Raw genomic sequence first — 20,416 nt, 5'->3', positions numbered from 1 at the left:
GCCTGCTCTGGCATACAGCCAGCAGCTGAGATGACAGCAAAAACACACGCGCAAAGAAAACCCCGCCGAAGCGGGGTTTTCCAGACTGTTTCCCTGATTTCCCTTTCTTCCCGCCATCCTGGCAGGTATCCCTACGTGTCCCTGTTATGTGGTTGCGCTTCCTGCGCGACGTCCATGTAGCTAGATTAACTTTGGATCCATTTTTGCGGTAGAGGCGAATCGCCGGTATATCACGTAAGCAAATGCTTACAAGCGCTTTCTTAGAAGCCTTCGGCATCCAGCAGAAACAGCGACTCGCTACCGGCACGTACCGAAGCATCCAGAGAATGGATGCGCGGCAGCAACCGGGCGAAATAAAACCGCGCCGTGCCCAGTTTGCTGACGTAGAAGCTGTCCTGATCCTCTTTGCCCGCCGCAGCCTTGGCCATCAGAGCCCACATATAGGCATAGGCTGTGTAACCGAACAGGTGCAAGTACTCCACCGATGCCGCCCCGATTTCATTGGGGTTGGTTTTCGAGCGGTCGAGTATCCAGTTGGTGAGCTCATCCAGCGTATCGAGCGCGGCGCTCAACGGCTTGGTGAATTCGGCCAGGTGACCTTCGTTGGCTCCAACGAACTGTCGCACTTCGTCCGAGAACAGGCGATAGAAGGCGCCACCCGAGCCGACGACTTTGCGGCCGACCAGATCCAGCGCCTGGATGCCGTTGGTGCCTTCGTAGATCTGCGTGATGCGCACGTCGCGGACCAGTTGTTCCTGGCCCCATTCGCGGATATAGCCATGGCCACCGAAGATCTGCTGACCATGTACCGTCGTCTCCAGCCCGACATCGGTCAGGAACGCCTTGGCGACCGGCGTTAGCAGCGCCACCAGGTCATCGGCACGCTTGCGTGCGACTTCGTCTTCGCTGAACTTGGCGATATCCAGCTGCAAAGCCACGTAACTGGAGAAGGCTCGTCCGCCTTCGTTGAAGGCTTTCATGGTCAGCAGCATGCGACGCACGTCCGGGTGGACGATGATCGGATCGGCAACCTTGCCCTGGTTCTGCGCGCCGGTCGGGGCCCGGCTTTGCAGACGATCACGGGCGTATTCGATTGCGTTCTGATAAGAGCGCACGCCGGACGCCAGCCCCTGGATCCCCACGCCCAGACGCTCGTAATTCATCATGGTGAACATGGCGGCCAGGCCCTTGTTTGGCTCGCCAATCAGATAACCCACGGCACCGTCGAAGTTCATTACACAGGTCGCGGACGCTTGAATGCCCATCTTGTGTTCGATCGAACCGCAGCTGACCGTGTTGCGCTCGCCCAGGCTGCCGTCGTCGCCCACCATGAACTTGGGCACCAGAAACAGCGAAATGCCTTTGGGGCCGGCAGGTGCGTCCGGCAGTTTGGCGAGCACCAGATGGATGATGTTTTCGGTCAGGTCGTGCTCACCGCCCGTGATGAATATCTTGCTGCCGGTGATCTTGTAGGACCCGTCGGCCTGCGGCTCGGCTTTGGTGCGGATGATGCCCAGATCGGTACCGGCGTGCGCCTCCGTCAGGCACATCGAACCACACCAGATCCCCGCGTACATGTTCGGCAGGTATTTGACCTTGAGCTCTTCGGTGGCATGCGTATTGATCGAGACGCACGCGCCCGAGGTCAGCATGGGATAGAGGCCGAACGCGAGGCTTGCGGAGTTGAGCATCTCCTCGACCTGAGCCGACACAACCTTTGGCATACCCATGCCGCCGAACTCGGGATTACCGCCGACGCCCACCCAGCCGCCTTCGGCATAAGCCCGGTACGCCTGAGGAAAACCTGTCGGGGTTGTCACAGCGGTATCGTTCCAGTGGCAACCTTCTTCGTCACCATTGCGACTCAATGGCGCAATACTTCTGCTGGTGACCTTGCCGGCTTCTTCAAGGATGGCTTCCACCGTCTCGGCGTCCACCGTCTCGGCCAGCTCCGGCAGCTGGGCCCAAAGTTTTGAGACTTCGAACACTTCATTGAGAACGAAGCGCATATCGCGCAACGGCGCTTGGTAATCAGCCATGGCAAACCTCGCAAACGGAGCAGAGACATCGAGATAGTGTCGGCGCGGCGACCGCGCCAGGTGGGTCAATGCAGTCGAGTCTAACCGAACACTATTTCAGACACATAGGGTCGTGACATGACCGTACGGTCTGGGCCGGTCACGCCGACCAATGGCCGGCTTCGACTCGCTGCGCCAAGGCCGTGGAGATAAAGGAGAAACGGGTTTCAGATCGGCGTGTCGATTCAGCCGAAGGCTTCTGCGGTGCGGACGGCGCCGCGCTTGTTCTGTTGGCCGTGCGCAATCACGCAGTTACGGCCAGCGCCCTTGGCGGCATACAACGCCTGGTCGGCCGCCTTGAGAACTTCCTCAGGCGTACGATGCTCGGGCTGACGCTCGGCCACGCCGATGCTCACCGTGACCGACACGCTGCCTGCTTGTGCGCCACCTCGACGCTGCCGGCCTTGTTGATCATCCTGAGGACGGTTGTCCTTGTTGCGCAGCAGGATCTCGTAATTGGCAATCAGCTCACGAATCGCCTCAAGGTGCGGCATGCATTCTTCGATGGTCTTGCCCGCGAAGACAATGGCGAACTCCTCGCCGCCATAGCGGTAGGCCTTGCCGCCGCCGCTGGTGATCCGCGAGAGCTTGCTGGCCACGAGCTTCAGCACCTGATCGCCGACGTCGTGGCCGTGGGTATCGTTGAATTTCTTGAAATGATCGACGTCGCTCATGGCCAGCACGTAGTTGCGTCCCAGCCGCTGCATGCGCTCGTTGAGCGCCCGGCGGCCCGGCAGACCGGTCAGCTCGTCGCGGAAGGCCATTTGATAGGCTTCATGGGCAACCGCCGCCGCAATCATCAGCATGACCTGGCTGCATATGATATTGAGCGTGAACGGCAGGATGAATGTCTTGGGCAGTGCCCAGAACAATCCGAGCAGCCCCACCAGCTGGGCCGCATGCAGCGGCCGTGGCTTTTCCAGGTACTGCCACACCAGCACGGCAAAGGAGACCAGGAACATTGCGTAGGACAACTGCACCAGCGACATCCACGCGCCGTGTAACGCAGGCCAGCGAATCTCGGCCAGCCAGGCCTGCAACGCCACCGGATAGCTCTGCTCAAGGCCCAGCGCCACACCACCTACCGCCACCAGCACGGCAAGTCGCGCGACCAGATCCTGAAACAGGTGCGTGCGCTCTTCCCAAGCGGCGTATACGCCGAACATGACTGGCAGCAACAGACAAACCAAGTGAAAGATTACCGCCGCATCCTCACGGACCTTGCCGTTATCGCGATAGAAATCGGTCTGTGTGTCGAGCAGAAAATAGGCAACGTAAACGGTGATCATCAGAAACAGCTCGCGCTGTCGTCTGTATACGCCGCAGTAAGCGCCACCAAGAAGCAGAACCAGCGTAGGCAACACGTTGAACAGGGAGGTGAAAAAAACGCTCAAGTCCCTGACGTAGGCAGCCGCCAGCCCGGCAAGCAGCAATGCCAGAGAGGGCAGAAAGTGGCTGATTCGTGCAGCGGACAAACGAAGCAAGGGGAACCTCTCCTACTGGCATCGGAGTAAATGGCCGGATTGGTGGCATTGTGCCCTCATCCAGCGAGCAATGCATTCAGCAGAGGCAATCTGATGGCCACTTTCCTGTAACGGCAGGAAGCCGGAAAGGTTTATTGATTCCTTATGAACGTTGTTTTACACGGCGGAACGGCAGGCAATAAAAAACCGCCTGACCCGAAGGCCAAGCGGTCTGGTGTGTTACGCCGGACTCAGTAAGCGAGGCCGAAGTCTTCTTCTTTCATGTCCATGAGGTTAGCGGCGCCCGACAGGATCGCCGCCACATGAGTGCGGGTACGCGGCAGGATGCGCTGGAAGTAGAAGCGCGCGGTCTGCACCTTGGCGCGGTAGAACGCCTCGTCGGAGGTGCCGGCTGCCAGCTTCTCGGTCGCCAGCCGCGCCATGTCCGCCCAGAAGTAGGCCAGGCATGCGTAGCCGGAAAACATCAGGTAATCCACCGAAGCGGCACCGACTTCTTCGCGGTCCTTCATGGCGGCCATACCGACCTTCATGGTCAGCTCGCCCCATTCCTTGTTCAGCGCGGCCAGCGGTGTGACGAACTCTTGAACGCCTTCGCTGCCTTCGTTGGCCTGGCAGAACTTGTGGACGATCTTGGTGAAGCCCTTGAGCGCTTCGCCTTGAGTCATCAGCACTTTACGACCCAGCAGGTCCAGGGCCTGAATACCGGTGGTGCCTTCATAGAGCATCGAAATGCGGCTGTCGCGCACGTTCTGCTCCATGCCCCACTCGGCAATGAAGCCGTGACCGCCATAGATCTGCACGCCGTGGTTGGCCGCTTCGAAGCCGACTTCAGTCATGAATGCCTTGGCGATCGGAGTCATGAACGCCAGCAGCGCGTCAGCGGCCTTGCGCTGTTCTTCGTCCTGGCTGTACTTGACGATGTCGACCTGCTTGGCGGTGAAGTACACCATGGCCCGCGTGCCTTCGGCGAACGCTTTCATGGTCAGCAGCATGCGGCGCACGTCCGGGTGGACGATGATCGGGTCAGCAGCTTTATCCGGCGCTTTCGGGCCTGTGAGCGAACGCATTTGCAGGCGATCACGGGCGTATTTCAAGCCGCCCTGGAAAGCGATCTCGGCATGCGCCAGACCTTGCAATGCGGTGCCCAGGCGAGCGGTGTTCATGAACGTGAACATGCAGTTGAGGCCCTTGTTCGGCGGGCCGATCAGGAAGCCGGTGGCTGCATCGAAGTTCATCACGCAGGTCGCGTTGCCGTGAATGCCCATCTTGTGTTCCAGCGAGCCACAGCTCACTGCGTTGCGCGGGCCTACGCTTCCGTCGGCAGCCGGTACGAACTTGGGCACGATGAACAGCGAAATCCCCTTGGTGCCGGCCGGAGCGTCCGGCAGGCGCGCCAGCACGATATGGACGATGTTATCGGCCATGTCATGTTCGCCAGCGGAGATGAAAATCTTGGTGCCGGTCACTTTGTAGCTGCCATCGGCCTGCGGCTCGGCCTTGGTGCGCAGCATGCCGAGGTCGGTGCCGCAATGCGGCTCGGTCAGGCACATGGTGCCGGTCCACTCGCCGGAAACCAGCTTGGTCAGGTAAGCCTCTTGCTGCTCGGGCGTACCGTGTTCGGAAATGGTGTTCATCGCACCGTGCGACAGGCCTGGGTACATGCCCCACGACCAGTTGGCTTCACCAACCATTTCACTGATCGCCAGACCCAGCGATTCAGGCAGGCCCTGACCACCGTGATCGACGTCATGGGCGAGGCTTGGCCAGCCGCCTTCGACGAATTGCTTGTACGCCTGTTTGAAACCGGTCGGCGTGGTCACGCCTGTTTCGCTCCAGGTGCAGCCCTCGATATCGCCTACCCGATTCAACGGCGCCAGAACTTGCTCGCAGAATTTCGCGCCCTCTTCAAGAATGGCATCGACCATGTCAGGCGTTGCGTCCTGGCAAGCGGGCAGACTTTGATAGTGGGCTTCGTAACCGAGCAGCTCATCACGAACGAAACGAATATCACGCAAGGGAGCCTTGTATTCAGGCATAGCGATAAACCTCTGCTGATGAATCCTGGAACGAATGACCGAAGCGATCGCCGGGCGCTGGCCCAAGGCACACGAGGATCTCGCATGCGTTACGGTCAAACAGGTGTTTGAAACTTACGTTTAAGCCCAATTCTTGTCAATAGCGCGACGCACGCCATTCGTCTCCGACGTATCCGAATCGGGCAGGTGAATGCCGTCAGCGCCGTCTTGGCGACGCTGTGAGTCTAGTTGAGGCAGGAAGTCGAACGGGGAAGATACAGCGCGGTGATACAGGCCGATAGAAACACAAACGCCGTGCTCAAAGGCACGGCGTCACAGGGTCAAGCGCAGGTCAGGCGTGATCAGACGTAAGTATCGATCAATGTACCCAGCGCTTCATCGCTGGCTTTCTGGGCGGCGAGGCCGACCTGAATCTGTTCTTTACCGGCGGCAAGCTCAACGATGTTCGCCGACAGATCGGAACGCTGGCTGCGTTCCACAGAGCGCAGGTTTTCCAGCTGGAAGTCCGAAGACTGGCTTCTGCCGGAAACTTCGATGTTGGTGCTCGCGATCTGAGTGGCTGCCTGATCCACACGATCCTGCCCGACCTGGATTGCACTCAGGCCTGGGAAAAGGGTGTTATTCATGGAGATTTGCATAAGCCGTCCTCAGTTCATATGGCGAACAAGCGCTATTGAACCAGCAAAATCGACAAATTGCCCGACAAAAAGACTAATGGCACAAAGCCGCCCGATAGGCTGAGCCATGGAAATCCCACATTCTCTAACGCTGTCAGTCAGATGCAGCGCCTGATCACTCAAGCAGCTCCAGATGCAGCCAGGACGCCACATTCTCGGCGCTGGCCTTTTTCATGTGTGGCACGCGCCCCAGGCACGGAGCCGGCAAACGCTCGGCGAGCGTCGCGAGATTTTCTTCCAGCCGTGAGGTCTTGGGTTCAATGATATTGGCTACCCAGCCCGCCAGTTGCAGCCCGTCCCGCGCGATGGCTTCGGCGGTCAGCAGCGCATGATTGATGCAGCCCAACCGTACGCCCACTACCAGAATGACCGGCAACCCCAGCGCAATCGCCAGATCGGACAGATTGCTCTGATCGGCCAGCGGCACGCGCCAGCCGCCGGCACCTTCGATCAGCGTGAAATCGGCCCGTTTCTCAAGTAGCGCTCGCATAGGTTGCAGCAACGAACTGACGCTGAGCGCGACTCCCGCTTCCCGAGCGGCGAGATGCGGCGCGATGGCCGGCTCGAACGCAACCGGATTTACCTCGTCATAAGCCAGCGGCAGCGAGCACTCGGCAAGCAATGCCAAGGCATCGGAATTGCGCAGCCCGTGAGGCGTCATTGCGCTGCCAGAGGCAACCGGCTTGCCTGCCGCGGTGCTCAGGCCCGCGAGGCGCGCCGCATGCAGCAGGCCGGCCGCGATCGTGGTCTTGCCAGCGTCCGTGTCGGTCCCGGTGATGAAATACGCAACACTCATCTGGCAGCCTTCCCTGGGGAGATGGATTCGACAGGCTTTTCCAGCACTGCATAAACCACTTGGTAAGTGGCCGGCAGCCCGGCGTCCTCGCGATAGCACTCATAAGCCTGGACCAAGCCTAGAATCCGTTGCCGTCCCGTCAAGCCGCCAGGCCTGCCGGGATTGATATTGTGCGCGCCGAGCGCCTTGAGCTCATGGGTCAGGCCGCGCACGTCCGGGTAGTGCAGCACATGTGGGCAAACTTCCAGACTGCGAATGCGCAGACCGCTGGCGGCGCACAAGCGCTGGTAGTCCTCGCTCTCACGAAAGCGGTTCACGTGCACCAGCCCATCCACCGCTTGCCAGCTTTCACGCAGTTCTCGCAGGGTGCCAACGCACAGGCTCGCAAAGGCGAACACGCCGCCCGGTTGCAATACGCGCCGGGCCTCGCTCAGCACCGCAGCGAAGTCCGAGCACCATTGCACCGCGAGGCTGGAGAAAATCACCTCGCAACAGTCGTCCTGCAGCGGCAGACGCTCGGCATCGCCGGCCACAAAATGCCGGGCACCGCCCAAGGGCTTGGCGTGACGAAGCATCCCTTGGGCGATATCCAGCGCGATGCCTTCAGCGTGTGGAAATGCCTGGGCGAGCGCGCGACTGAAATGCCCCGTGCCGCAGCCCAGGTCGAGCCAGCGCCTGGGTAGCAAGTCGACGGGCAAACGCGTCAACAAGGCGCTGCCGACTGCACGTTGCAACTCGGCGACGCTGTCGTAGGTGGCCGCTGCTCGTGAAAATGATGCTGCCACCTGGCGCTTGTCCGGCAGCGCGCCTGGTAATTCAGGGTTGGATAGATCAGTCATCACCGGACTCATGCAAGAAAGCCTGGATCGCCGCAGCCACGCCGTGGGGGTTTTCCAGTGGGAACGCATGGCTGGCCTGTTCGATGAGGCCCACTTCGATATCCGGCAGCAACGCCAGCAGATCTCCAGCGGCCTCTGCAGGCACGAATGCATCGAGCCCTGCAAACAGATGCAGTTGCGGGCCGCGGAACGTCTGCAAGGCGCTGCGGGTGTCCATCTGCTCAAGGACTTTCAGGCCGTTGAGCAATGCACGCGTAGCACCATGCGGCGCGGCTGATTTGAGCAGCCTCGCCAGACCGCGTGGGTCTTGCGCACCCTGCGCACACAGCAGGCTGAAACGCTTGAGGGTCGCATCGGGGTCGGCTTCGCAACCAGCCAGGAAGGCTCCGAAATCGCCCTCGGGCATTGCGTTCGGCCAGGCGCCACGGGGAACGAAACAGGCGTTGCTGGCCAGCGTCACCAGGCCGCAGCAGCGTTCGCCACGCCGGGCCGCCAGTTCCGCAGCCAACATGCCACCCAACGACCAGCCGCCAAGCCAGGCGTCATCGGCGATATTGGCGTCCAGCTCGGCGAGCCATTCCTGGAGATCGCTGCTGTCGAGTTCCGGCAGCGGTTCGATTTCGACACGCAGGTGCTCATCGAGCCCGCGCAATGCCGCTGCCAGCGGCTCAAGAGGCGAAGTGCCCAACCCCCAGCCAGGTAGCAGGATCAAACGATTACGCATGATCAGCCTCCATCGGTTCGCCAATGCCCAATTGTGGGTAGCACTGCGCCAATGCATCCAACAATAGCTGCACCTGCGCCTCGCTGTGGGCGGCGGACAGCGTTACCCGCAAGCGCGCGCCGCCGGCGGGCACGGTCGGTGGGCGTATGGCGGTGACCAGCAAGCCTTTTTCACGCAGCATCTGCGACAAGCGCAGGGCCCGGCCAGCGTCGCCGATCAGGATCGGCTGGATGGGCGTGAAGCTGTCCATCAGCTGCAAACCAATCTGTTCGGCACCGCTGCGAAACAGCTGAATCAGCCGCGCAAGATGCTCGCGTCTCCAGTGCTCGGTGCGCAGCAGCTGCAAGCTTTTCAAGGTGGCGCAGGCCAGCGCGGGCGGCTGGCTGGTGGTGTAAATGTAAGGCCGGGCGAACTGGATCAGCGTTTCGATCAGCTCTTCACTGCCCGCGACAAAGGCACCGGCCGTGCCGAACGATTTGCCCAGCGTGCCGATCAGCACCGGCACATCGTCCAGGCCCAGGCCGCAATGCTCGACAATTCCGGCCCCAGTGTCGCCAAGCGGCCCGAAGCCGTGAGCATCGTCCACCATAAGCCACGCGCCCCTGGCCTTGGCCGCTCTGGCCAGCGCCGGCAGATCCGCGACGTCGCCGTCCATGCTGAACACACCGTCGGTGACCACCAGCGTATCGCCAACCGCCTTGTCCAGGCGCGAGTTCAGGCTTGCGACATCGTTATGCAGATAGCGTGAAAACCGCGCACCGCTGAGCAAACCGGCATCCAGCAGCGAAGCGTGGTTGAGCCGGTCTTCGAGCACCGTATCACCTTGCCCGACTAAGGCCGTTACCGCACCAAGGTTGGCCATGTAGCCGTTGGAGAACAGCAGCGCGCGCGGGCGCCCGGTGAATTCGGCGAGGGCTTCTTCGAGTTCGTGATGCGGCGTGCTGTGGCCGATCACCAGATGCGAAGCGCCGCCGCCCACGCCCCAACGCTCAGCGCCGTCCCGCCAGGCGCCGATGACTTCAGGATGATTGGCCAGCCCCAGGTAATCGTTGTTGCAGAACGCGAGCAACGGCTGGCCGTCGACCACCACCTGAGGCCCTTGCGGGCTTTGCAGCGTCGGGCGCTGGCGGTACAGCTGCGCATCGCGCCGGACGTCGAGCCGGGCGCGGAGATTGAAGGACATCAAGGCCTCTGTAGTCAGGAAAGAGGACTCAGGCCGAAGCCGCGTCGTAGAAAAGACTGCTGCTCTGCTGCTCGACCAGTGCTTGCTCGATGGCGGCCTGATGCACCTCGTCGGCGTGTTCTTCGCGAGCCTCGGGCTTGATGCCCAGGCGCGAGAACAACAGCATGTCCTTGTCGGCCTGAGGGTTGGCGGTGGTCAGCAGCTTGTCGCCGTAGAAGATCGAGTTGGCGCCGGCCAGAAACGCCAGTGCCTGCATCTGCTCATTCATGGCTTCACGACCGGCCGACAGACGCACATGGGATCTGGGCATCAGAATCCGCGCCACCGCCAGCATGCGGATGAAATCGAACGGGTCGACATCGTCGGCATTTTCCAGCGGCGTGCCGGCGACCTTGACCAGCATGTTGATCGGCACCGATTCAGGGTGCTCAGGCAGGTTGGCGAGCTGAATCAACAGCCCGGCGCGGTCATCCAGCGACTCGCCCATGCCCAGAATCCCGCCGGAGCAGATCTTCATCCCCGCGTCCCGCACGTAGGCCAGCGTCTGCAGGCGTTCGCCGTAAGTACGCGTGGTGATGATGCTGCCGTAGAACTCCGGCGAGGTGTCCAGATTGTGGTTGTAGTAATCGAGACCGGCCTGAGCCAGCGCCTCGGTCTGCTCCTGATCCAGACGCCCAAGCGTCATGCAGGTTTCCATGCCCATGGCTTTTACGCCTTTGACCATTTCCAGTACATAGGGCATGTCCTTGGCGGACGGATGCTTCCAGGCCGCGCCCATGCAGAAGCGGGTCGAACCGATTGCCTTGGCGCGAGCAGCCTCTTCCAGCACCTTCTGCACTTCGAGCAGCTTTTCCTTTTCCAGTCCGGTGTTGTAGTGGCCGGACTGCGGACAGTATTTGCAGTCTTCCGGGCAGGCGCCGGTCTTGATCGACAGCAGCGTGGAAACCTGCACGCGATTGGCGTCGAAATGAGCGCGGTGCACAGTCTGCGCCTGAAACAGCAGGTCATTGAACGGCTGTTCAAACAGCGCCCGAACCTCGGCTAAAGTCCAGTCATGACGCAGGGTGGCAGTGGTGCTGGCGCTCATCGGGCGGCTCCTTTTCTGGGCACTATTTTTTCTGGCATGTTTCAGCGGCATGCCTGTGGGAACGCGCGCGGGACAGCCTTCCACACGCGACACGGATGACCGGCATATTTAAGGAAGAGTCATGAGCTGTCAACCTGCTAGCGAGCATCAGGTTTACATCTGGTTAAGAAGCAACCAAACCTGTCTGCTCTGCGATGAACTCAGCGATACACCTTCCCCCATGTGCGTGCCCTGTGAATCCGAACTACCCTGGTTGGGCGCTCAATGTGAAACCTGTGCCTTGCCGCTTCAGACAGCGCAGGTAACCTGCTCAGGATGTCTGCAGCGACCTCCGGCATTCACTCAAGTCGTTGCGCCATGGCGTTATGATTTCCCGGTCGACGCGTTGATTACCCGTTTCAAACATCGGGCCAACTGGCCGATAGGGCGATTGCTGGGCGAGCTTCTTGTGCAACACCTGCAGCATCGTTTCGATGAAGGCCTGCCCAGGCCGGACGCCCTGCTACCGGTGCCGTTGGCGAAGAAGCGCTTGCGCGAGCGGGGCTACAATCAGGCCGCGATGCTGGCCGGATGGATCGGCAAGTCGCTGGAGCTGCCGGTGAATGAGCAACAGTTGCAACGCATCAAGGAAACGCCGACCCAGCAAGGTCTGGATGCCCGCGCGCGGAAACGCAATCTGAACGGTGCCTTTGCCCTGAAAGAACTCGCATGGTTTGACGGCAAACACCTCGCCCTCGTGGATGATGTGGTTACCACTGGCTCCACCGCCGAGGGCATTGCCCGTCTGCTGCTCAACGCCGGCGCCCAGCGCGTAGACGTGTATTGTCTGGCAAGAACGCCGCGACCCGAAGACTGAGCGGCTACTAGCGTGCTGACGGGCAAATCAGAATCTGTCTTACACTGGCAGTCCACCAAGGCCACAGAACCCGTCGCCATGCCCCTGCCCTCTCTGCTGACCCAGCATCTGTCGCGCCGACCGCAACGCATCGAGCTGTTGCGGCATGTCGCCGAGCAAGGCTCCATCACCCGCGCCGCAAAAAGCGCCGGGCTGAGTTACAAGGCTGCCTGGGACGCCATCGACGAGCTGAACAATCTGGCGCAACAACCGCTCGTGGTTCGCGCCGTCGGTGGACGTGGCGGCGGCGGTGCCAGCCTGTCGCAGGAAGGCGAACGCCTGCTGCGCCTGTATCAACGGTTGCAGACCTTGCAGGCTCAGGTACTGGAGGCCGCCGAAGAAAGCGGCGATCTTGACCTGCTCAATCGCTTGACGCTGCGCACCAGCGCTCGCAACCAGTTGCTTGGGCGCATCGTGGATATCAATCGCCACGGGCACAACGACCTGATCCGCTTGCAGCTGGCGGGCGAGCAATATCTGCAAGCGCAGATCACCCATGACAGCACCATGCGCCTGGACCTGGAACCAGGCGGCGATGTCGTCGCGCTGATCAAGGCCGGTTCGCTGCAGGTACTGGCCTGGGGCCAGTCGAAGCCGGACGAGCAGAACGCCCTGTTCGGCCTGATCGACGAGGTGATCGCCGCCGAAGACGGCCCTAGCGAGGTGCGTATCGGCTTACCCGGAGGCCAGACGCTGTGCGCTCTCGCGCCATCTGACCACCTCGTCGGTCTGCAACTGACGAGCGGCTGCAAAGTACAGGTCCGATTCGCTCCATCTCAAGTGTTGATCGGTACGCTGCTCTAGACCTGCTCCGCTCCCTCCTACAATGGTTGCTGCCTGGGCCGGCCCAGTCATCATCCGGACACAATTTCGTCATACGCGCGCACTAATGTAGCTGGCATACCCGATGGAGCCGCGATGATGAAATTACTGGAAGACAATCAGTCCACCGATCTGGAAAACATGGTCGGCCTTACCCGCCGGGGTTTCATCAGCGCGGGCGCTCTGTGCGGCGCCGCGATGTTCCTGGGCGGCAATCTGCTCAGCCGCAGCGTTCTGGCCGACAGCGTCGGCGCCGCGTCGGGCAGTTTGCTGGGTTTCACCGGCATTGCGACTGCTACCACCGACGACATCAGCCTGCCTGCGGGCTATCGGGCTTCGGTGCTGATCAGTTGGGGGCAGCCGTTGCATGCCTCAGGTCCCGCATTCGACCCCAGCGGCAAAGGCACGGCCCAAGCGCAGGAAGTGCAGTTCGGTGACAACAATGACGGCATGAGCCTGTTTCCGATGCCAGGCCACGATGACCGGGCGTTGATGGCTATCAACAACGAATACACCAATTACCGTTACCTGTTCGACCACGGCAAGGAGCCGCAATCGGCTGAAGAGGTGCGCAAGGCGCTGGCTGCCGAAGGCGTGTCAGTAATCGAAATCCAGCGCAGGGGCGGCCAGTGGCAGTTCGTCCAGGGCTCCAGCTATAACCGCCGCATTCATGGCAATACGCCCATCGAACTGAGCGGTCCTGCCGCCGGCCACGACTGGCTCAAGACCGAGGCCGACAAAAGCGGCACTCATGTGCTGGGCACCTTTCAGAACTGTGCAAACGGCAAGACGCCGTGGGGCACCTATCTGACGTGCGAGGAGAACTTCACCGACTGCTTCGGCAGCAGCGATCCGCAACAGAAATTCGATGCGGGTCTCAAGCGTTACGGCGTGGTGGCGGCCAGTAAAGAGATCGGCTGGCATGCTCACGATCCGCGCTTCGACGTTGCCAGGACGCCCAACGAGGTCAACCGTCACGGCTGGGTGGTGGAGATTGACCCGTTCGATCCGAAATCCACGCCCGTCAAGCGCACCGCGCTCGGCCGTTTCAAGCATGAGAACGCTGCGCTGGCGCAGACCAAAGGCGGCCGCGCGGTGGTTTACATGGGCGATGACGAGCGAGGCGAGTTCATCTACAAGTTCATCAGCCGCGACAAGATTGATCATGACGACCCCAAGGCCAACCGCGACCTGCTTGACCGGGGCACGCTTTATGTCGCTCAGTTCGATGCGGGCGACGGCAATCCGGACCGCCCCAAAGGCAAGGGACAGTGGATCGAACTGACACACGGCAAGAACGGGCTGGACGCCGAGGCGGGCTTCAACAGTCAGGCTGAAGTGCTGATTCATGCGCGGCTGGCGGCCAGCGTCGTGAAAGCGACGCGCATGGACCGCCCGGAATGGATTGTCGTCAGCCCTAAAGACGGCCAGGTCTACTGCACCCTGACCAACAACGCCAAGCGCGGCGAGGACGGTCAGCCGGTCGGCGGCCCGAACCCCAGAGCCAAGAACCAGTACGGGCAGATCCTGCGCTGGCGCGAAGCGGAAGATAACGCCTCGGCCATGGAGTTCGAGTGGGATCTGTTCGTGGTGGCCGGCAACCCGACGGTCCACGCCGGCAAGCCGCAGGGCGGTTCGAGCAACATCAACCCGCAGAACATGTTCAACAGCCCGGACGGCCTGAGCTTCGATGCGGCCGGCCGTCTGTGGATCCAGACGGATGGCGACTCAAGCAACAAGGGCGACTTTGCCGGCATGGGCAACAACCAGATGCTCTGCGCCGACCCGGCTACCGGCGAAATACGCCGTTTCATGGTCGGCCCGGTTGGCTGCGAGGTCACCGGCATCAGCTTCGCGCCGGACTACAAGACCCTGTTCATCGGCATCCAGCACCCCGGCGAAAACGGCGGCTCGACCTTTCCTGAACACCTGCCCGACGGCAAACCCCGCTCCTCGGTAATGGTCATCACCCGTGACGACGGCGGGATTATCGGCACCTGAGAATACGGTGAACCTCGCAAGCATCGCAGGAGCGCTGAGCCTGGTTCTTCGCGGACAAGTCCGCTCCCACAGGAGCTGTGTTACGGCCGTGGGAGCGGACTTGTCCGCGAAAAGGCTCACCTCCCATCAAGCGCGCTCCTGCAAGCTGTTGATATCAATCGATCAAGCCGTTCACGTCATAGAACGGATATGGCCCTTCGTATTCGCCAAGCACCGCGTTATGGCTCACGAACCCCTGCTGCGGATGCCAGCGGTGCAGCACGTATCCCGCAGGCTCCAGATTGAAATGCGCAGGCGCTGCTTCATCCAGGTCGAGCACGATCTGGTGTGAGGTTCCGGGACAGATGCACGCCAGACTACCGCCGAAGCGGCGCTGCATCGGCCGATGCAGATGGCCGCATAGCAGGCGCTCCACGTGCGGATGTCGCGCGATGACCTCTTCCAGCGCCGCCGCGTTGCCAAATGGCGCAAGGTCCATATGACCGATCCCGGTGATGAACGGCGGGTGATGCAGAACCAGCACGGTCGGTACATCCGGACGGCGCGACAGCTGGGTGTTCAACCAGTCGAGCTGGAAATAATCCAGTCGGCCGCCGTGCTCACCGGGGATGGTCGTATCCAGCCCGATCAGGCGCACCGGATGCTCTTCCACTACCCAGTCCAGCGGACCGGTCGCCGACAATGGCAGGTATGCATGGTCAGCGAACGCCGCCAGCAGATTCTCGCGGTCGTCATGGTTGCCCGGCACCAGATAGAACGGCATGCGCAAGCGCTCAAGCTCGGGCCGGAGCACGGCGTATTCGTCTGCACGGCCGAAATCCACCAGATCGCCGCTGATGACCACCACATTCGGGCGCTGCTTGCTGGCATTGATATGGTCGACAGCCCGGCGCAATGCGGCCAGCGTGTCGACCACGCCATAGGTCAGGCGGCCGCCGGCCTTGAGGTGCAGGTCGCTGATCTGAGCGATTAGAAACGGTTGATTCAAGGTGATCTCTCTACAAAAACGAAATTACGAATGCAGGGTGAACAGCACCTGAGGGTCGATGCTCAGTGCAATGGAGGCGCCGGCGGCGTGGATCAGGTTGTCGCTACTGTCCACCAGCAACGGTTGCCCGGCACCCACGTCGACCAGCAAGCGGTTTTGCGCGCCCTGAAAGAATTGCCCGACCAGCCGCCCGTTGAGGTCTCCTTGCGCAGTCGTTACGCGCAAATGTTCGGGGCGGCAATACACCGTTGCAGGCACCTGCGCGCCATGCCACGGCAGCACGCCGCCGTCGACCTTCAGACCGAATGGCGTGCGCTCCACCACGTTGAATGCGTTCAGGTTGCCGACGAAACCTGCGACAAAAGCATTGGCCGGTTGCTGATAGATTTCCCGAGGGCTGCCCAACTGTGCGATACGGCCCTTTTCCATCACCAGAATGCGGTCGCCCAGCGCCATCGCTTCGCCCTGATCGTGGGTCACGAACACCGACGTGATGCCCAGCCCGCGCAGCAGCTGATCCAGCTCACTGCGCAGCCGTTCACGCAGCTGCGCATCCAGCGCAGCAAGCGGTTCATCGAGCAGCAGGACCCGCGGTCGCGGTGCCAGCGCGCGAGCCAGCGCAACCCGCTGGCGCTGGCCGCCGGACAGCTCATGAATGCCGCGCTTGCCGTGGTCCTGCAGACCGACCAGCTCCAGCAGTTCCTCGCAGCGCCTGGTGCGCAGCGCCGGCGACACGCCGCGAATCTTCAGGCCATAGACGATGTTCCCCGCTACATCCAGGTTGGGAAACAGCGCATAGTTCTGGAACACCATGCCCACGTCCCGACGTTCGATGGGCAACCGCGTGACGTCCTGATCATCGAACAGCACCTGACCGGCATCCGGCCGTTCAAGGCCTGCGATCAGGCGCAGTGTGGTGGTCTTGCCGCAGCCCGAAGGGCCGAGGATCGCCAGGGTCTCACCGGGCTCGATGGTCAGGTTCAGATCGTGTACGGCGACGGTGCCGTCCGCAAATGCCTTGCGACAGCCGCGCAGGCGAAGGGTCGTTCCACTCATCGGCTTTCTCCACGGGAAAGACGGGCGCTGATGGCCTGCAACGCAATGAGCAGCGGCACGATCAGCAACAGAAAAAGAAGGGTGTAGGCGCTGGCGACTTCCAGCCGCGCCGAGGCGTAGCTGTCGGCCAGCCCGACCGGCAGCGTCTTGGTCATGGGCGTGTGCAGCATCCAGGTCAGGTTGAATTCACCCAGCGAAAGAGTCACTACCATCAGCACGCCGGCGAGAATCCCGGCACGGCAATTGGGCACCACCACAGTAAAAAAGCGTCTGACAGGCCCCGCGCCGAGGCTGGCCGCCGCTTCCTCCAGGATCGGCAAATGCTGGCGCTGCATCACTGCCATGACCGGCCGGACCAGAAATGGCAGAGTGAACAACACATGCCCTACCAGGATGAACAGCCAGCTGCCGCGAAAGCTGCCGAAGTGGCCGTAGGTCAGCAACAGCGCCAAGGCGCTGGCCAGGCCCGGCATCGCCACAGGCAATACCATCAACTCTTCGAAGGCGCGGCTGAAGCGATTGTTCATTCGCACCAACGCGTAGGCAGCGGGCACGCCAATGATGCAGACGCAGAACGCGCAGGCCACCGCCAGTTGCAGTGACAGCCAGACGGTTGGCGAGTAGGCCTGCCAGACCTGGATCAGCCAGTCGAAGGTCAGCCCGCTCGACAGACCCTGGAAATAGTTGCGGGTCAGCCCGGCGAGCAGCGAGAGCACCACCGGGACCAGCATGAAGGCGCACACCAGCAGCGTGAAGGCCAGTTGCAGGACAAACAGCGAAGATCGTTTCACAGCGCAGCTCCAGAAGACTTGACCAGCCGCCGCGCGATGAGCAACACGGCCCATGTCACCAGACCCAGAATCACTGACAGCGCCGCGGCCACGGTGAAGTTGGCGTAGTTGGTGAACACGTTGTAGATCGCGACCGGTGTCACGTTCAGCCGTGTGCCCAAGGTGAACGCCGTGCCGAACGCACCCATGGAGGTTGCGAAGCAGATCGCGCCGCAAGACACCAGTGCTGGCGCAAGTCCCGGCACTATCACGTCGCAGACTACCCGCCAGTGCCCTGCCCCGAGCGAGCGCGCCGCTTCTTCAAGGCTTGTGTCGAGACTTTCACACGCGGCCATCACTGTGAGGATCACGCGCGGGATGGAGAAATAGAGATAGCCGATGAACAGACCAGTCAGCGAGTAGGCAAAGATCCAGCGTTCTCCGGCCAGCTCCAGCCCCAGCGCCGCGAATATTCCCTGCCGTCCGGCAAGAAGGATCACCAGAAAACCCACGACCACACCGGGGAATGCCAGCGGGAAGGTGAGCAACGCCACCAGCGCCGAGCGTCCGAAAAACCGTTGTCGGGCCAAGAACACACCGCTGATGCCACCTACCACCAGAGCGGCGAGCGTCACGACCACGGCCAGCACGCAGGTCTGCGCCAGACTGCCGAGGTATTGAGCGCTGCTCAGCACCTGCCAGTAACCGCTGTCGGCGCCTTCGGCGCTGCGGCCACCAAGAATGAACAGGTGCGCCAACGGCAGCAGCCAGAAAGCGACCAGCACGGCCATCGCCGGAGCGAGCGCAACCGCAGCGGTCGGGCGCAGGCGCAGCCTCGACAAACCCACCTGCCGCGTGGCGGGCGCGTGCTCCAGCGAGGCCGCCATTTATTTCACCTCACGCAGATAGCGGGCCGCGAAAGCTTCCTGAGCGCCGGCCATCTGCTGATAGTCGACCACTCCGGCGCGCGCATAATCGCTTTCCGGCAGGAACTGCGCTGCCACTTCGGCAGGCATCTTCGAACGAACCGGACGCAGGTAAGCCTTGGCCCACAACGCCTGACCTTCGTCGGACAGCACGAAATCCAGCACTTTTTCCGCGTTTGCGCGGTGAGGCGCCTTGGCGACCATGCTCATTACGTAAGGCACGCCGATGGTGCCTTCCTTGGGGATGACGAACGCGACGTTGGCTTTATCCTTGTAGCGCGCGCGGTAGGCGTTGAAGTCGTAGTCCACCAGGATCGGCAGCTCACCGGACAGCACCCGCGCGTAGGCGGTCTGCTTGGGCACGATGGGCGAGTTTTTCGCCAGCTTCTGGAAGTAATCGATGGCTGGCGCGAAGTTGTCCAGCGTGCCGCCCATGGCCTGGTTGATCGCAACCGCCGAGACATAACCGACGAAAGCGCTCGACGGATCGAGGTAGCCGACCATGCCCTTGTACTCGGGCTTGAGCAGATCGGCCCAGCTTTGCGGGACCGGCAACCCGCCCAGCGCATCGACGTTGACCATGATGCCCAGCGTGCCGGAGTGAATTGCGAACCAGTGACCGGCTGGGTCTTTCAGACCCGCCGGAATGTCATCCCAATGTTTGGGTTTGTAAGTGTCAACCACACCGGCCTTTTGTGCCTGCAGGCCGAAGGTCACGCCGTAATAAACCACGTCCGCCACCGGCGCGGCCTGCTCGGCGACGATCTGGGCCAGCGACTGGCCCGAGTTCTTATTGTCCAGCGGCACCTGCACGCCGGTGCTGTCGGCAATCGCTTTGAGCTGGGTGCCCCAGTCGGCCCACTCCGGCGGGCAGTTGTAGCAGATCGCCGTTTCTGCGGCCTGAGCAAGGCTGGCCGCGCCGCACAGCAGCAGAGCTGCCAGGGTTTTACTGAAGCTGAGCATGAAGCGTCTCCTGATGGGGCTCGGATGATCCGGGCGGTTGGGGGTGTGGCGAGTAAGACCGGGTGCTTTCACCGGGCCGGATATGGCACGGCAGACAATGGGAAACCGGTGCGGCGCCGCCGATCTGCGCCACCAGTTGGTCAATGACGGTTCGCGCCAGCTCGGCGATGGGCTGCACCACACTGCACAGCGTCGGATGCATCTGGGTGCCCAGCTCGATGCCATCAAAGCCGATCACCGAAAGACGCTCGGGGACACTGCAACCGTGGCGGCGCAGCTCGGCGATCAGGCTGATGGCAAGCAGATCGTTGGAGCAGACCAGTGCGCTGGGCGCTTCGTGGCTGGCGAGCAAGGCTTCGAGGGCAATGAAATCGGCTCGGGTATGGTCGGGCATTTCGATGATCGGTTGCGGCACCAGCCCTCGCTCGCGCATGGCATCGCAGTATCCGGCGTAACGCAGGCGCGCCCGATCCGACTGCATCGCAGGCCCCGCGACCATGCCAATGCGCCGATGGCCGGCATCGAGCAGATAACGGGTGGCGAGGGCCATGCCTGCGCGGTTGTCTACCGAAACGGCGCTGTAGTCGGGGTTGCCGGTCTGGTGGTAGGCGAGCACGAACGGCGTGTCCTCGCGGGTGAGGCTTTGCAGGACACCGTTGCTCTCGGCATCGGTCACGGTCAGTACCAGCCCGTCGACCCGTTGACGCAGCAGCTCTTCGACGACTTCGCTTTCGCGCTCGCTGGCGTAATCGGTAGTCGCCAGTAGCAAGTTATACCCACGAGCCCGAGCGGCATGCTCCATGGCCTGAAACTGCTCGGCAAACACCGGATTGAGCAGGTTGGGCACCACCACGCCAATCAGGTTGGTGGCTTGCAGACGCAACTGACGGCCCAGCCGATTGGGGCGAAACCCCAGTTCGCGCGCGGCGGCGAACACCAGGTCGCGGGTCGCTGGCCGCACCACATCAGGGCTGGAAAAGGCACGGGCCGCCGTCGCTCGGGAAACACCCGCCAGCTGCGCCACTTTTTTCAGATCAGGCATTGATCACTCGCTTGAGATCGATCTCATTGGCGGCGACATTAGCCGAGCA

General features: G+C 61.8%; 18 protein-coding genes. 3 read left to right on the top strand and 15 right to left on the bottom strand.

Annotation, left to right across the window (positions count from 1 at the left end):
* Nucleotides 1-260: 260 nt before the first annotated feature.
* The 9 genes from J3P77_RS02115 to bioB form a co-directional block, all read right to left on the bottom strand.
* On the bottom strand, nucleotides 261-2,039 hold the full coding sequence (locus J3P77_RS02115) for an acyl-CoA dehydrogenase C-terminal domain-containing protein (RefSeq protein WP_434679301.1): 1,779 nt from the start codon (nucleotides 2,037-2,039) through the stop codon (nucleotides 261-263).
* Between the two features lie 224 nt (nucleotides 2,040-2,263).
* Nucleotides 2,264-3,562, bottom strand: coding sequence for a diguanylate cyclase (locus J3P77_RS02110; protein ID WP_434679299.1), 1,299 nt, complete (start codon nucleotides 3,560-3,562; stop codon nucleotides 2,264-2,266).
* Between the two features lie 230 nt (nucleotides 3,563-3,792).
* Entirely contained in the window at nucleotides 3,793-5,598 is a 1,806-nt protein-coding gene (locus tag J3P77_RS02105; protein WP_434679298.1) for a phenylacyl-CoA dehydrogenase, read from the bottom strand.
* Nucleotides 5,599-5,939: 341 nt separating this feature from the next.
* Nucleotides 5,940-6,236, bottom strand: coding sequence for a pyrroloquinoline quinone biosynthesis protein PqqE (locus tag J3P77_RS02100; protein WP_434679297.1), 297 nt, complete (start codon nucleotides 6,234-6,236; stop codon nucleotides 5,940-5,942).
* 154 nt (nucleotides 6,237-6,390) lie between these two features.
* Entirely contained in the window at nucleotides 6,391-7,071 is a 681-nt protein-coding gene (gene bioD, locus J3P77_RS02095; protein WP_434679296.1) for a dethiobiotin synthase, read from the bottom strand.
* On the bottom strand, nucleotides 7,068-7,910 hold the full coding sequence (gene bioC / locus J3P77_RS02090; RefSeq protein WP_434679294.1) for a malonyl-ACP O-methyltransferase BioC: 843 nt from the start codon (nucleotides 7,908-7,910) through the stop codon (nucleotides 7,068-7,070). Before bioC ends, bioD begins: the two co-directional genes overlap by 4 nt.
* A complete protein-coding gene (locus tag J3P77_RS02085; RefSeq protein WP_434679293.1) occupies nucleotides 7,903-8,634 on the bottom strand; it encodes an alpha/beta fold hydrolase in 732 nt (243 codons plus the stop codon). Before J3P77_RS02085 ends, bioC begins: the two co-directional genes overlap by 8 nt.
* Entirely contained in the window at nucleotides 8,627-9,817 is a 1,191-nt protein-coding gene (gene bioF / locus J3P77_RS02080; RefSeq protein WP_434679292.1) for an 8-amino-7-oxononanoate synthase, read from the bottom strand. The genes J3P77_RS02085 and bioF overlap by 8 nt, the downstream gene beginning before the upstream one ends.
* Nucleotides 9,818-9,845: 28 nt before the next feature.
* Nucleotides 9,846-10,904 (bottom strand): biotin synthase BioB, encoded by a 1,059-nt coding sequence (bioB, locus tag J3P77_RS02075; RefSeq protein WP_434679291.1) that lies wholly within the window; start codon nucleotides 10,902-10,904, stop codon nucleotides 9,846-9,848.
* Nucleotides 10,905-11,025: 121 nt separating this feature from the next.
* Between bioB and J3P77_RS02070 the strand changes: the two genes are divergently transcribed.
* The 3 genes from J3P77_RS02070 to J3P77_RS02060 all read left to right on the top strand — a co-directional run bounded on the left by J3P77_RS02070 (nucleotide 11,026) and on the right by J3P77_RS02060 (nucleotide 14,622).
* The gene (locus J3P77_RS02070; RefSeq protein WP_434679289.1) at nucleotides 11,026-11,760 is read left to right on the top strand and encodes a phosphoribosyltransferase family protein; all 735 of its coding nucleotides are present in this window, start codon (nucleotides 11,026-11,028) and stop codon (nucleotides 11,758-11,760) included.
* 78 nt (nucleotides 11,761-11,838) lie between these two features.
* The gene (locus J3P77_RS02065; RefSeq protein ID WP_434679287.1) at nucleotides 11,839-12,603 is read left to right on the top strand and encodes a TOBE domain-containing protein; all 765 of its coding nucleotides are present in this window, start codon (nucleotides 11,839-11,841) and stop codon (nucleotides 12,601-12,603) included.
* A 117-nt stretch (nucleotides 12,604-12,720) separates the two neighbouring features.
* Nucleotides 12,721-14,622, top strand: coding sequence for a PhoX family protein (locus J3P77_RS02060; RefSeq protein WP_434681836.1), 1,902 nt, complete (start codon nucleotides 12,721-12,723; stop codon nucleotides 14,620-14,622).
* 154 nt (nucleotides 14,623-14,776) lie between these two features.
* Here the strand turns inward: J3P77_RS02060 and J3P77_RS02055 are convergent, their stop codons facing one another.
* The 6 genes from J3P77_RS02055 to J3P77_RS02030 are packed head-to-tail and all read right to left on the bottom strand — an operon-like array spanning nucleotide 14,777 to nucleotide 20,367.
* Complete coding sequence (locus tag J3P77_RS02055) at nucleotides 14,777-15,610, bottom strand: phosphodiesterase (protein ID WP_434679286.1); 834 nt, start codon at nucleotides 15,608-15,610, stop codon at nucleotides 14,777-14,779.
* 24 nt (nucleotides 15,611-15,634) lie between these two features.
* Nucleotides 15,635-16,666 carry an ABC transporter ATP-binding protein gene (locus tag J3P77_RS02050; protein ID WP_434679285.1) on the bottom strand — a complete coding sequence of 344 codons (1,032 nt, stop codon included), beginning with the start codon at nucleotides 16,664-16,666 and terminating at the stop codon, nucleotides 15,635-15,637.
* Entirely contained in the window at nucleotides 16,663-17,457 is a 795-nt protein-coding gene (locus J3P77_RS02045) for an ABC transporter permease (RefSeq protein WP_434679284.1), read from the bottom strand. Before J3P77_RS02045 ends, J3P77_RS02050 begins: the two co-directional genes overlap by 4 nt.
* Complete coding sequence (locus J3P77_RS02040; protein ID WP_434679283.1) at nucleotides 17,454-18,323, bottom strand: ABC transporter permease; 870 nt, start codon at nucleotides 18,321-18,323, stop codon at nucleotides 17,454-17,456. The genes J3P77_RS02045 and J3P77_RS02040 overlap by 4 nt, the downstream gene beginning before the upstream one ends.
* Nucleotides 18,324-19,325, bottom strand: a complete 1,002-nt coding sequence (locus tag J3P77_RS02035; RefSeq protein ID WP_434679281.1) for an ABC transporter substrate-binding protein — start codon at nucleotides 19,323-19,325, stop codon at nucleotides 18,324-18,326.
* Nucleotides 19,309-20,367 (bottom strand): LacI family DNA-binding transcriptional regulator, encoded by a 1,059-nt coding sequence (locus tag J3P77_RS02030; RefSeq protein WP_434679280.1) that lies wholly within the window; start codon nucleotides 20,365-20,367, stop codon nucleotides 19,309-19,311. The genes J3P77_RS02035 and J3P77_RS02030 overlap by 17 nt, the downstream gene beginning before the upstream one ends.
* Between the last annotated feature and the right edge of the window lie 49 nt (nucleotides 20,368-20,416).

The sequence above is a fragment of the Pseudomonas sp. R1-18 genome, from assembly GCF_051132095.1.
In the GTDB taxonomy this organism is placed as follows: Bacteria; Pseudomonadota; Gammaproteobacteria; order Pseudomonadales; family Pseudomonadaceae; genus Aquipseudomonas.
Note: the sequence above shows the minus strand (reverse complement) of the source record. Positions and strands in the feature narration are given on the sequence as shown.